The organism is Camelimonas fluminis (genome assembly GCF_014656355.1).
In the GTDB taxonomy this organism is placed as follows: Bacteria; Pseudomonadota; Alphaproteobacteria; order Rhizobiales; family Beijerinckiaceae; genus Camelimonas; species Camelimonas fluminis.
This window is the reverse complement of sequence record NZ_BNCG01000004.1, coordinates 177,591-190,773: the sequence shown is the minus strand read 5'-3', so window position 1 is coordinate 190,773 and position 13,183 is coordinate 177,591. Positions and strand designations below refer to the sequence as shown.

Genomic DNA, 13,183 nt, shown 5'->3' with positions numbered 1-13,183 from the left:
CATCGAAGGGGGAGCACTTGCTCCACGCCATCAACCTAGGGGCCCCGGACGACCCTGTATGTGCGCGGCGACACACGGAAGCGACTTTGTCAGCCACGATCCAGAAAGGCCTGCACGGTTTCGAACAGTTGCAGACGGTTGCGCTCCATCATCATCGTGTGGGAGCCCTCGTCAAAAATCACCAGCTGGTGGTGTGGGGAAGGCGACAACTGGCGAAACATGTCCTCGGCCATCGCCGGCGGCGTATCGGCGTCCCATGCGCCAACCGCCAGCAGCGTTGGCGCGGTGATACGGGATGGATCGAAGTACGGCCTGCCGGCGAAATAGCTCTCGCGCACATCCTGCAGCACGCCATTAGGCGCCCGGAGCACCGGCGGATCCATGGCCATGCCATCGGGATCGGTTGCGAACGTCGCATCAGCCCAGGCGTCGAACCAGCCGGGCGGGATCAGCGTGGGCAGCGCCTCTTCGGGAACGCCAGCCACCCAGCGCGCATAGGCCTCTTCGCGCCCCGTTCCACGCCACGCTGGCAGTCCGCCAGCGTCAGGGACAATGGACCGCGCCCCGGCCGCCTCGCGCTTGACCCACAGCGGCGCATACAGCGCCAGACGGTGGACGTGATCGGGAAAACTTGCAGCGTAGGCGCCGGTCAGCGTTGTGCCCCACGACCAGCCCAGCAGACACAGGCTGTCGACGCCGCGACGCCTGGTGATTGCCTCCACCACCCGGCCAATATCGGCGATCGCCGTCACCCCCCGCACGACCGGCGGGTTATCCGCTGCTGGCGCCGCCATTTCCGGAGGCCGCGTCGAGGAGCCATAACCGCGCAGGTCCATGAGATACACGTCGTATCCCCGGCTCGCGATATAATCCATCCACGACACGCCATCGAGCGCGAGGTCGAATGAGGTGGACGCCGGATAGGTGGCCCCATGCACGAACAGAAGCGTTCGCTCCGGCGTGAACGCGGCCACATCCCGCCTCACCTTGTTACGGACGAACAGCGTCACGCCGCTGTCTCCGGTCGCCACCCGCAATGTCCCGGTTGCAATCTCCGCCTGGCCCATGATCCCCCCACTCGCCGCACGTCAGGACACCGACCTTATGACGGAAAAGGACAGGGGGGGAGGCGCCTGTCGCCGTTACCGGACAGGCGCGGCGTGCGTCATCGCCTGGGCCAGATGGCCACGCTTTCCGGCGCATGGGCGTCCGTCACGATCAAATCTGTCGGAAGGCGATCCGGCCCGGAGATTTTATGGCGCGGCGATCATGGCCTTGCGCCCGCCCGGCGTCGCAAGCGCAAAACGGCCGGAAGCCTGAGCTTCCAGCTATCACGCCATTATCAAAATAATGAAGAAATGGTCGGGCAGGCGGGATTCGAACCCACGACCCCTAGTCCCCCAGACTAGTGCGCTAACCGGGCTGCGCTACTGCCCGCCAGATAACCGGTCGCGGGACTGATCCCGCGCACGGCAGGCATAACCTGACGTTGCTGGCCTTATAGTGAAGCCCCCTGCCGAAAGCAACGGCCTGGCGAACGGAAACTGTGGGAAGCCAGCATCCCGCCTGCAATGGCCGTTTCAGTCGGCGCTGTCGAGCTCGCCGCGCGCATGGGCGAGCAGCCGCCGGCATTCCAGCAGCTCGGCCAGAGCCTCCTGAAGACGGGCGCGTTGCGCCCCCGCCAGCGCCGGGCGGGCATAGCCTGCGCCAGGGCCGAGGTCCGGCGCGCCATCCCAGGCGCCGCCGGCGTGGAAACCTTCCGGGGCGCTGGCGTGCGACGTTTCCGGCGCATCATTCCAGACGTCAGGCCGGTGCGCCGCCACGGGCGTTGATCGCGCCAGCGGCGCGGGTCCGTGCGATTGCGCATCAGACCAGGCCGCTGCGTCGAAAGAAGCTGCCCCCTGCCCGGCCTGCTCCGGTTGCGGCTGGAAGGCGTCGCCGGCCGCGGGCCAGCCCTGGGCCGGATCGTCGCCAGCCCCGTAGCCTTGCGGCGCGTGGGGATCAGAGGTCAGCGCAGCGGCGCTGGCCTGCCCGGGCGTAGCGTCCCGCCAGCCAGCGACAGGCGGCGACGCCATGACGTCCCCCCCCTGCCAGGCCGAATTGTAAGGTTGAGGGCGAACGACTGACGGAAAATCATCGTCAGAACCGGTCTGGAAGCCGTCGCTCTGCCAGCCGTCGCCGTCCCAGTTCTCCGCGGGGGCTGGAGCGCTCGCCATGGGGGCGTCGTCTGGGCGTGAGCCGGAGCCGACCTGCTGGACGAAGCGGACGCCTTCTTCCTTCAGGATGCGCTGCACGCCCTTGATCGTATAGCCTTCGCCATACAGCAGATGCCGCACGCCGCGAATCAGCAGGACATCGTCAGGTCGGTAGAACCGGCGGCCGCCGCCACGCTTCAGCGGTTTGATCTGGCTGAAACGGGTTTCCCAGAACCTCAGGACGTGCTGGGGCACGTCAAGTTCCTCAGCGACCTCGCTGATGGTCCGGAATGCGCCTGGTTCCTTGTCCACTGTCTGCCGGTCAGTCAAATCGATGGTCCGCGTTCCTGCCGCCACAGCCCCTCAGAACGAAACGGAGGCCGTTTCGCGCGAAATGCAACACGGCGGACATCGGGATTATGCCCGACAGGGAAAACCCCGAACCCGCTTCGTCGCCTGCCGGTGAAGACTGTCAGCCCGGAGCTGGCCGGGTTGCAGGGACCCGGTTTAAAACGGCCGGGTCTGCAGGGAGCCGAAGTCCTCACGCACGATCGCAACATGCCCGACGCGGCGGCAATCAGGGCAGAAGCAGCCCCGACGCCAGATCCATGCGGATCACCGCCAAACCCGAAATCCCCGAAACGCCGGCTCCATGTCATCGCCTGGAGTCAGCCTTCGGAGACATCCGGCGCCGGCCGCATGCCAGACCCAAACGTCCTGGCCATGTCGTCCAGGCCATGTCGTCCAAGCCATGTCGTCCAGGCCATGTCGTCCAGCCCCGGTTTTGCGAGCGCTGCCCGCCAGAACCCGTGCGGCAGACGCCCAGGCGTCCGCCGTCTTCTCAGTCTTCCGCCGCCACGGTCTCGCCGTTGATTCGGGCCTTCAGCACGTTGGACGGCTTGAACACCATGACACGGCGCGGCTCGATTGGCACCTCCACGCCGGTCTTCGGATTGCGACCGATGCGTTCGCCCTTCTCACGCACGACAAACGAGCCGAACGAAGACAGCTTCACCGTCTCGCCTTTGGCAAGACAGTCGCACATTTCCCTGAGCACCTGCTCAACCAGCTCTGCCGATTCCGTCCGCGACAGCCCCACCTTCTGGTAGACCGCCTCGCAAAGATCCGCGCGCGTAACCGTGCGCCCCGTCATATTCGCCCCACCTGATGCAACTAGCTATCTATTTGGAATTACTCGTAATCCCTGATGATGCGCTGGTCAATAACGCAGTGACCAGCGCTGTGCAATCACCAGCGGATGAGGGCGCTGCCCCAGGTAAAGCCGCCGCCCATGGCTTCGATCATCACCAGATCGCCCTGCTGGATGCGGCCGTCGGCGCGCGCCGCCGCCAGCGCCAGCGGAATCGACGCCGCCGAGGTGTTGCCGTGCTGGTCGACCGTCACCACTACCTTGTCGCGGGCAATGCCCAGCTTGTCGGCGCTGGCGTTGATAATGCGCCGGTTGGCCTGGTGCGGCACGAACCATGTCAGATCGTCCGCCGACGTTCCAGTCGCGGCAAAGGCGTCCTCGATCACGTCGGTGATCATGCCGACGGCGTGGCGGAAGACTTCCTTGCCTTCCATGCGCAGGTGACCGACGGTTTTGGTCGAGCCGGGGCCGCCGTCCACATACAGCTTCTGGCGATGACGGCCATCCGAGCGGATGTGGGTGGTGAGCACGCCGCGATCGCTCGCCTCGCCGGGCTGCTCCTGCGCCTCGAGCACGATGGCCCCGGCGCCGTCGCCGAACAGCACGCAGGTGGTGCGGTCTTCCCAGTCAAGAAGTCGTGAGAACGTCTCCGCCCCCACCACCAGCGCCCGCTTGTGCGAGCCCGACGTCAGGAACTTGTCGGCGGTTGTGACGCCGAAGACGAAGCCCGAGCATACGGCCTGGAGATCGAAGGCCACGCCATGGGTGATGCCGAGGCCAGCCTGTATCTGGGTGGCGGTGGCCGGGAAGGTGAAATCCGGCGTCGACGTGGCGCAGATCACCAGATCGATGTCGGACGCCTCAAGCCCGGCGTCGGCCAGCGCGGCCTGGGCGGCGCGCAGGCCAAGCACCGACGTCGTTTCGTCGTCCGCCGCGATGTGGCGCTGGCTGATTCCCGTCCGCTGCACGATCCATTCATCGGACGTGTCGACGAGGCCTGCCAGCTCCGCATTGGTCACCACGCGGGGTGGGAGATATGAGCCGCAGCCCCGGACCACCGAACGCAAACGTGTCACGCGCCTCTACTCCTCAGGCTTGCCCGTCAGCCGCCGACGGCCCGTCTTTTCCCAAAACCATGCCGCGAATGTTCGACAGCAGGTCGAACCGCGCCATGTCATATCCAAGCTCAACCGCGCTGGCGAAGCCGAGCGCGTCTGTTCCCCCATGGCTCTTGATGACGATTCCTTCAAGCCCCAGGAAAACGCCGCCGTTGGAGCGGCGTGGGTCCATTTTTTCTTTCAGCGAGTCGAACGCGCTCTTCGCCAGCAGATAGCCGAGACGCGTCATCCACGTGCTGGACATGGCGCTGCGCAGATAACCCGCGAACTGGCGCGCTGTGCCTTCGGCGGTTTTCAGGGCGATATTTCCCGTAAAACCCTCGGTGACCACCACGTCGGCGGTTCCCTTGCCGATGTCATCGCCCTCGACAAAGCCGATGTAGTTGAGATGGGCCAGTTGGGTCTCCCGCAGGATGCGTCCGGCCTCCTTCACCACTTCAAGCCCCTTCACCTCCTCAACGCCGACGTTGAGCAGGCCGACAGACGGCTTCTCGATATCGAGAACGATGCGGGCCATGGCCGCGCCCATGATGGCGAGATCGACCAGATGCGCCGCGTCGGCGCCGATGGTGGCGCCAACATCCAGAACGACGCTTTCGCCGCGCGTGGTCGGCCACAGACCGGCGATGGCCGGGCGGTCGACGCCGCCCATCGTGCGCAGGCAGAACTTGGCCATGGCCATCAGCGCGCCGGTGTTGCCGGCGGAAACCGCAATGTCGGCCTCGCCCTGCTTCACGGCCTCCAGCGCCATCCACATGGAAGAATGATAGCGCCCCTGACGCAACGCCTGACTGGGCTTGGCGTCCATGGCCACCGCCACTGCGGTGTGCTTCACCGTCGTCGCCGCCTGCAGGGCCGGATGCTTCGCGAGCAGCGGGCCGATCACCGCCTCATCGCCGGTCATGACGAAGCGCAGGTCCGGGCGCCGCTCCAGGGCCAGGGCTGCGCCCGGCACGGAGACCGCCGGACCGTGATCGCCGCCCATGGCGTCAATCGCTATGCGGATGGAACGTGACATGAGCTGCGTGTGTCTTCCTGGGTTCCTGACGGCGGCGCGAGCCGGCCGCTGACAATAGCGGCTGGCGGGCTTCCGGCAATGTGTGCTGAGAGGCTGTAAACAACATGACAGGCACAACGCAAGATCCGCCAGTCGCTTGACTGGCGGATTGATCGCGCCAGAGCAGGCGGGCGCGCCTCAGGAATCCTCTCCGCTCTCACCGTTGCGCAGGCGCTTCAGCGCCGCGAACGGAGAAGGCTCCCCGGCATCCTCTGTCCACGCGAAGGAAACGCCCGGCTTGCGCGGCCAGGGGTCCAGCGCCAGCGCCAGATATTCCGCCGTCAGCACGCCAAGATCGATCCGGTCGTTGACGATTGGCTCGGGGTCCTCGCGGCGGCTGAAGCCGTCGTCCTCGTTCTGCATGGCCGCGCCTTCCTCAGGCACATCCTCCGAGAACGTCAGCTCGAACCGCTCATGAATCTGCGAGTCGAACGCCTCCAGGCTCACGACGCAGGTCTGGCGCACCTCAGCCTTCACATCGCCCTTCAGCTTCAGCCGCCGCGCATTGCCGGCAAGCGTGAACGTCGCGACGAGGCGCGGCAGCGCGACCAGGTCATAGGCCCGGGCGATGCGCGCGCGCGCCGTCTCGTCAGCCTCGATGGTCACGCGCAAACCGGCGCGCGGCACATCGGAAATGCGCACCACGTGCGACAGGAAAGGCGCAGGATCCTGGTCCGTCATCGTCATTCTCCCTCGCCGGCTCCCTTGCCTGACATGATCCGGGCCTTCACGGACCGCAGACGATCCACCGCGTAAACTCCGGCGCCGTCGCCAGGGAGTCCGCAGCCTCCCTGTGATCCGCGAACGCCCGGAAGGCATCCAGTCACACTACAGCGAAACTTCGGCATATCTTTCTGATTTCAAATATTTTCCTGGGGAACGGCTTCCCCCGGAACCGTCTGGCCGGAAGCCCGGCGAACCGCTGCGGCGTCAGGAAACAGCGGCGTGTCCGCCTCCCGGGCTGGCGTCGGCGCGATGTCGTCGAGTTGCAGGGCGCCCAGTTGCTGCTGCGCCGCGCGGACATAACGCGCCAGAAGGGGCGCCGGTTCATCCGAATCGAGCACATTGCGACCCAGCGCCGCCGCCAGTTCCGCATCGTCGGCGGCGGCAAGGGCGGCGTCATAGCTCTTCGCGCGACCATAAAAACCCTTGGCGATGGATTTCATGCGCTTCGGCACGGTGGTGTCGCCCATGCCGATCTCGCGCAGGGCGTGCTCGATCTGCTCGAACACGGTATCGACGAATCGCTGGCCGACCTCATCCGCCGGCGCTGGCAGGTCGCGCAGGCGGCGCATCACCAGCATGGCGTGCAGCTCCAGCAGTTCAAGCCGCCCCTGGGTGCTGTCGGCCACACCGTAATGCTCGTAAAAATCCGGCTGGCGCGCGGCGGCGATCACCCGACCGTAAAGCTGGTCGATGACCGGCCGCAGCGGATCCTTGCGGAAAAATCTGAACGCCACGCCCGGGGGCTCCCTGTTACGCACGGGAAACAGGCGACGCCTCCCGCGACGCGGCGCCGCCGCGTGGTGTTGCCGCCCATCTCCTTGCCAAATACACTGTCGCGGGGTACGCCTCCTGCAAGAATGATGCAAGATCATTGCGCCCGGCGGGCTATCCGGCGGGTCAGCGACAACGCCCAGCGGGCGGTCATGCATGCATGGCAGCGTGAACCCGGTCGTCCGGACGTTACTTGCCCTTTCCTCGCGGCGGCTACCGCGCGAGCAGACAAAAGGTGATTGAATGGCGAGGGCCATACTCCGCAGTGTCGTGACCGCCGCCGCTATCGCGACTGCCGCCGTTACCCTTGGCGGCTGCGCCAAAGAGGTGATTGTCCACGGTTACATGATCGACGAAGTCGCCATGGCGAAGATCAGGCCTGGTTCGAGCGTCGAGCAGGTGCTGACCGAAATGGGCACCCCCACCACCACCTCGACGGTCGGCAACAAGACCTTCTACTACATCTCGCAGACCCGCGAGCGGAGGGTGCAGTTCATCAACCCCAGCATCACCGACCAGCGGGTGGCCGCCGTTTATTTCAACGGCAACTTCAAGGTTGAGCGGGTCGCCCTGTACGGCCTGAAGGACGGCGAGGTGTTTGACTTCATCTCCCGCACCACGCCCACCAGCGGTCAGGAGCGTTCGTTCGTTCGCCAGTTGTTCAAGGGCCTCGGCGCCGGCAACATGAATCCGTTCGGCGTCTGACGCAGACAGCGGGGCGCGAAAAGCGCCCCTGCCCCTTCCGGATATGGAAAAGCCCGCGAATATCGCGGGCTTTTCGTTTTGGAGCATCTGGCGACGCAACCGGCGCCGGCAAACGCTTCGGCGCCCCCACCTGTGGAACCGCTCAGGGGCTCCACGGGCGGGATATCGCTCCAGTCCCCGGTTGACGCATTTTCTTCATGAAAAGTGGAAGCCACTTTTCATGAAGGCGCTTCAGGCCAGGAGAACGCTTCAGGCCAGGTGCGACAGCACCGCCAGCAGCAGCAAGGCGACAATGTTGGTGATCTTGATCGCCGGGTTAACCGCGGGGCCGGCGGTATCCTTGTAGGGGTCGCCGACGGTATCGCCGGTCACCGAGGCCTTGTGCGCCTCCGATCCCTTGTGGTGGGTCACGCCGCTCTCGTCGGTGAAGCCGTCTTCGAAGGACTTTTTGGCGTTGTCCCAGGCGCCGCCGCCCGACGTCATCGAAATGGCGACGAACAGGCCAGTGACGATGACGCCGAGCAGCATGGCGCCCACGGCGGCGAAGGCCTGGCTGCGACCGGCGGCGGCGTTGATGACGAAGTACAGCACGATCGGCGCCAGCACCGGCAGCAGCGACGGCACGATCATCTCGCGGATCGCAGCCTTGGTCAGCATGTCGACCGCCCGGGCGTAGTCGGGCCGGTCGCGCCCTTCCATGATGCCGGGCTTCTCGCGGAACTGGCGACGCACCTCCTCCACCACCGCGCCGGCGGCGCGACCCACCGCCGTCATGGCGATGCCGCCGAACAGGAACGGGATCAGGCCGCCCAGCAGCAGGCCCACGACCACATAAGGGTTAGCCAGCGAGAAATCGACGCTCACCCCCTTGAAATAAGGGAACCGGTCAGCGTTGGCGGTGAAGAACTTCAGGTCCTCGTTATAGGCGGCGAACAGCACCAGGGCGCCGAGGCCGGCGGAGCCGATGGCATAGCCCTTGGTGACCGCCTTGGTGGTGTTGCCCACCGCGTCCAGCGCGTCGGTGGAGCGGCGCACGTCCGCCGGCAGGCCCGACATTTCGGCGATGCCGCCGGCGTTGTCCGTGACAGGGCCGAAGGCGTCCAGCGCCACGATCATGCCGGCCACGCCAAGCATGGTGGTGACGGCGATGGCGATGCCGAACAGGCCCGCGAGCTTGAAGGTGACGATGATGCCGGCGACGATGACGATGGTCGGCAGCGCCGTCGCCTCCAGCGAGACCGCGAGGCCCTGGATGACGTTGGTGCCGTGGCCGGTAACCGACGCCTGGGCAATGGAGCGCACCGGCCGGAAGCCGACGCCAGTGTAGAACTCGGTGATCCAGACGATCAGGCCAGTAACGGCCAGGCCGACCAGACCGCAGATGAACAGCTTGCCGCCATTCAGCACCAGGCCGCTGGCTCCCGCCACGTCGCCCCAGCCGACCAGCAGATGGGTGGCGAGCGCCAGGCCGACCACCGACAGCAGCGAGGTGGCGACCAGCCCCTTGTACAGCGCGCCCATGATCGACTGGTTGGCGCCGAGCTTGACGAAATACGAGCCGACGATCGAGGTGACGATACAGGCTGCGCAGATGGCCAGCGGGTACAGCATCATGGCGGCGAGCGCCGGCGTGCCCGCGAAGAAGATCGCCGCCAGCACCATGGTGGCGACCACCGTCACCGCGTAGGTCTCGAACAGGTCGGCGGCCATGCCGGCGCAGTCGCCAACGTTGTCGCCCACATTGTCGGCGATGGTGGCGGGGTTGCGCGGATCATCTTCCGGGATGCCGGCCTCCACCTTGCCGACGAGGTCGCCGCCCACGTCGGCGCCCTTGGTGAAGATGCCGCCGCCAAGCCGGGCGAAGATGGAAATCAGTGAAGCGCCGAAACCCAGGGCGACCAGCGCGTCGACGATGACCCGGCTGCCCGGCGCGATGCCCATGGGGCCGGTCAGCACCGTGTAGTAGCCAGCGACCCCAAGCAGGGCGAGACCCGCCACCAGCATGCCGGTGACCGCGCCAGACTTGAAGGCAATGTCGAGGCCGGCGGCCAGCGATTGCGACGCCGCCTGGGCGGTGCGCACGTTGGCGCGGACCGAGACGTTCATGCCGATGAAGCCTGCGGCGCCGGAAAGAATGGCGCCAATGGCGAAACCAATGGCCACAGGCAGCCCCAGCAGCCACCACAGCAGCAGGAACAACACAATGCCGACGATGCCGATCGTCATGTACTGGCGCCGCAGATAGGCCTGCGCCCCTTCCCTGATCGCCTCCGCGATCTCCTGCATACGGGCGTTGCCCGCATCGGCAGCCATGACAGACCGGATAGTGACAGCGCCATAAACCACAGACAGCGCCCCAAGAAGAAGAATAATCAGCAATGCAGCCATGTGTATTTCTTCCCTGACGTTCTTGTCGGCGGCCAAGGGTCACACGCGCCTCACACATGCGACAGTCGGCCACGCCCTCTTTTGCCACATTCTGGCAGTGGCATGACATGATTGCCTTTTTCCGGAGCGTGGGCAAACGTCCCGCCGGCCGGCCGCAGCGCAAGAACGGGCGCGCCAAAAAGCCCGCCGGGCGCTAAAATCGGAAATTATTCATATATTACAAACGGATCGTGGAGTTGCGGCGGAAATACGCAGCGACAACCAGGTCAATGGCACTGACTTTTCATGGGAAGCATGGTCTGAGCCCGCGAATTCACGTCCTTTGTTGCGTTTCATCAGCAGGAGCAGCGAAAGCCTCCGCTTCCCAGAGGGTTAGGCGCGAAGCCGCCGTGCACGGGCGTTTACCCTGTCAGGAAATCGCATGTCACAGCTTCGTCATCAGGCCCCGGGATCACGTCCGACGCCCTGAGTCGCGCCGACCGTCCGCTCTGCGGCGATCCTGGGGCCGCGCGGGTCAACAGGCGGTCGAACCGCGCCAAAGCGCCGTCCAGCGGCGCCGCGCGAGCCTGGGGCGCCGCGCGAGCCTGGGGCGCTGCGCGGGCCTGGGGCGCTGCGCGAGATTGGGGCGCTGTGCGAGATTGGGGCGCTCCGACGCGAGAACCAAGGCTTCGACGGACCAGGTCGCCAGCATGGCGTGAGCGCGGATCCGGCCGGTCGCCTGGACCCTCGCCTGACCTCATGGCCACTCACGCGGATGCGGCGCACGCGCCGGACGCCAGCCAACCCGCTAGAAATGTGAAAATGAGCCCTTGCCGAAGGCGGCGGGGGCTCCGCGCCACACGACGCGGAAGGGCTCGTTGATGGGCGTGATTTCCCCAATCGGCGTCAGGCCGCACCCGGCCGCGCGCGCCGCCGCCGCGAGCGCGTCGTAGTGTTCGGGAGCAACCGTCAGCAGGATTTCGTAGTCGTCGCCGCCGGCGAAAATCTGCCGGGCCAGGCCGTCGTCGACGGCCAGCGCCGCCGCCGCGGCCTCCGATATTGGGACCAGATCGAGATCGACGCTGGCCGAGACGCCGGAAGCCGCCGTCAGCTTGCGCAGGTCGCCGACCAGGCCATCGGAGACGTCCATGGCGCAACTCGCCCAGCCACGCACCGCTTCGGCCATGCAGTTGCGCGGCAGCGGCTCCAGATAGCGTTGCAGCAGCGCTCCGGCCCTCTCCTCGCCAATGGCGGCGACCCAGGCAGGCGGCGTCGCCTCCGCGCGGGCGTGACGCACCGCAAGACCCAGGGCGCCGTCGCCCACCGAGCCGGTGACGGCGACGACGTCGCCAACGCGCGCGGTGGTGCGGGCGGTCATGGCTCCGCGCGGCGTCTCTCCCAAAGCGGTGATGGCGATGGTCAGTGGCCCCGGCGTGCGCACCGTGTCGCCGCCGAGAAGCGGGCAATGATATGTCCGGGCGTCCTCGCCCAAAGCAGCGGCGAAGGCCGCCAGCCAGTCGCGGGTCCAGCCTTCCGGCAGGGCGAGGGTCAGCAGGTAGCCAAGTGGTCGCGCGCCCTTGGCGGCAAGGTCGGACAGGTTTACCCGCAGCGCCTTGCGGGCAATGCTTTCCGGTGGATCGTCAGGGAAAAAATGCACGCCGGCGACGACGCCGTCGGTGGTGACAATCAGTTCGTGGTTCTCGGACAGCGCGAGGCGGGCGACGTCATCAGCAAGCCCCAGACCGCCCTCACCCGCCAACGGCGCGAAAAAGCTGGCGATCAGATCGTCTTCCGACATGGCAGCCATGGCGTCCCCCTCAACGATGCGCTGCGCCGCCCGACAACAGATGGCGCAAAGACCCGGCGATGTCTGCGGCGAAGCATCACCGGACATTGCCGTTACCACGAGTCTGGGGACGTTGCGCCGCCTCCGCAAGCCCAGGAGCGAACACGGGGCGGACATACGGCGCGCCGGAAAACCCCCACCGGCAAAATCCGCCCGTTCAGGAGCGGTTTTCGCTCAGTGCGTTCCGTCAGGCGCATTTTCCCGGCGCACCGCGCCGCCCGCTGGCAGGAAACACTCCTGGCCGCGCGGCGGCGCGCTGGCGGCGGTTGCCGGATTCAGCGGCTGGTCAGTTCGTCGGCGCGGTTCTTGCGACCGATGGCGTCGAGCACGCCGTTGACCATGCCTGGCTCGTCCTGGTCATAGAAGGCGCGGGCCACGTCAACGTATTCGGAAATGGTCGCTTTGGCCGGCACGTCCCGGCGGTTGAACAACTCATAGGCGCCAGCGCGCAGGATGGCGCGCAACACCGGCTCGACGCGACGCAGCGGCCATTTGTCGGCCAGGGCGCCGTCGACGTTGCGGTCGATGCGCGCCTGGTCGCGGACAACGCCAGCGACGATATCGCGGAAGAACGCCGCCTCGGCCGGCTTGAACTGCATGCCTTCGATTTCGCGCCCCATCCAGTGGGATTCGAATTCGGCGATGGCGTCGAGCACGCCCTTGCCGGACACGTCCATTTCGTAAAGAGCCTGAACCGCCGCAAGACGCGCGGCGCTGCGCATTTCACCCTTGGCCATCGGATTCAGCCCGCCTGTCCGGCGCGTTTGACGCGCAGCACGGCGAGCGCCGCCTCAGCGGCCCCGCCTCCCTTGTTCATGTCGCTGACCCGGGCGCGGGCCCAGGCCTGTTCGTCGTTCTCGACCGTGAGAATGCCGTTGCCGAGCGGCAGGCGCCGCTGCACGGACAGATCCATCAGCGCCCGGGAGCTTTCGCCGGCGACGATATCATAGTGGCCGGTTTCACCCCGGATGACGCAGCCCAGCGCCACGGCCGCGTCCCACGGCCGGCCGGTCGCCTCGCCAGCGTCGAGCAGGATGGCGATCGTCGGGGGGATTTCCAGCGCGCCAGGCACGGTCACCACCTCAGCCGTCGCCCCCGCGGCTTCAACCGCCGCCACGGCGCCGGCGAGCAACGCGTCGGCCAGGTCTTCGTAGTAGCGCGCCTCGACGATCAGAACGCGTGCGCCGGCAAGCGGCGTCTTTGAGGCGGCGGAGCGGCGCGGCGCTACCATGGAGTTGGCCTTTCAGG

Annotated in this window: 11 protein-coding genes, 1 tRNA gene and 1 pseudogene; 1 reads left to right on the top strand and 12 read right to left on the bottom strand. The window is 66.5% G+C overall.

Annotation, left to right across the window (positions count from 1 at the left end; all coding sequences use genetic code 11):
• Positions 1-89: 89 nt before the first annotated feature.
• From IE243_RS07900 to IE243_RS07865, 8 genes and pseudogenes are all read right to left on the bottom strand, one after another.
• Complete coding sequence (locus IE243_RS07900; protein ID WP_191318808.1) at positions 90-1,067, bottom strand: alpha/beta hydrolase; 978 nt, start codon at positions 1,065-1,067, stop codon at positions 90-92.
• Between the two features lie 292 nt (positions 1,068-1,359).
• Positions 1,360-1,437 (bottom strand) — tRNA-Pro (locus tag IE243_RS07895).
• A gap of 814 nt (positions 1,438-2,251) precedes the next feature.
• Positions 2,252-2,507: pseudogene (locus IE243_RS07890) on the bottom strand (MerR family transcriptional regulator); the annotation flags it as partial.
• A 529-nt stretch (positions 2,508-3,036) separates the two neighbouring features.
• The gene (locus tag IE243_RS07885) at positions 3,037-3,348 is read right to left on the bottom strand and encodes an integration host factor subunit alpha (protein ID WP_191318807.1); all 312 of its coding nucleotides are present in this window, start codon (positions 3,346-3,348) and stop codon (positions 3,037-3,039) included.
• Between the two features lie 95 nt (positions 3,349-3,443).
• Positions 3,444-4,421, bottom strand: coding sequence for a beta-ketoacyl-ACP synthase III (locus IE243_RS07880; RefSeq protein WP_191318806.1), 978 nt, complete (start codon positions 4,419-4,421; stop codon positions 3,444-3,446).
• Positions 4,422-4,434: 13 nt separating this feature from the next.
• Positions 4,435-5,481, bottom strand: a complete 1,047-nt coding sequence (gene plsX / locus IE243_RS07875) for a phosphate acyltransferase PlsX (RefSeq protein WP_191318805.1) — start codon at positions 5,479-5,481, stop codon at positions 4,435-4,437.
• Positions 5,482-5,658: 177 nt separating this feature from the next.
• Positions 5,659-6,201, bottom strand: a complete 543-nt coding sequence (locus IE243_RS07870) for a YceD family protein (protein WP_191318804.1) — start codon at positions 6,199-6,201, stop codon at positions 5,659-5,661.
• A 179-nt stretch (positions 6,202-6,380) separates the two neighbouring features.
• Complete coding sequence (locus IE243_RS07865; RefSeq protein ID WP_244642958.1) at positions 6,381-6,980, bottom strand: ubiquinol-cytochrome C chaperone family protein; 600 nt, start codon at positions 6,978-6,980, stop codon at positions 6,381-6,383.
• A gap of 280 nt (positions 6,981-7,260) precedes the next feature.
• Here IE243_RS07865 and IE243_RS07860 point away from each other — a divergent pair, with 280 nt between their 5' ends.
• Positions 7,261-7,722 (top strand): outer membrane protein assembly factor BamE, encoded by a 462-nt coding sequence (locus IE243_RS07860; RefSeq protein WP_191318802.1) that lies wholly within the window; start codon positions 7,261-7,263, stop codon positions 7,720-7,722.
• Positions 7,723-7,971: 249 nt separating this feature from the next.
• Here the strand turns inward: IE243_RS07860 and IE243_RS07855 are convergent, their stop codons facing one another.
• The 4 genes from IE243_RS07855 to ribH all read right to left on the bottom strand — a co-directional run bounded on the left by IE243_RS07855 (position 7,972) and on the right by ribH (position 13,166).
• Positions 7,972-10,110: a sodium-translocating pyrophosphatase gene (locus IE243_RS07855; RefSeq protein ID WP_191318801.1), complete on the bottom strand. Its 2,139-nt coding sequence runs from the start codon at positions 10,108-10,110 to the stop codon at positions 7,972-7,974.
• A 787-nt stretch (positions 10,111-10,897) separates the two neighbouring features.
• The gene (thiL, locus tag IE243_RS07850) at positions 10,898-11,896 is read right to left on the bottom strand and encodes a thiamine-phosphate kinase (RefSeq protein WP_191318800.1); all 999 of its coding nucleotides are present in this window, start codon (positions 11,894-11,896) and stop codon (positions 10,898-10,900) included.
• A 314-nt stretch (positions 11,897-12,210) separates the two neighbouring features.
• Entirely contained in the window at positions 12,211-12,672 is a 462-nt protein-coding gene (nusB, locus tag IE243_RS07845) for a transcription antitermination factor NusB (RefSeq protein ID WP_191318799.1), read from the bottom strand.
• Positions 12,673-12,677: 5 nt separating this feature from the next.
• Entirely contained in the window at positions 12,678-13,166 is a 489-nt protein-coding gene (gene ribH / locus IE243_RS07840; protein WP_191318798.1) for a 6,7-dimethyl-8-ribityllumazine synthase, read from the bottom strand.
• Between the last annotated feature and the right edge of the window lie 17 nt (positions 13,167-13,183).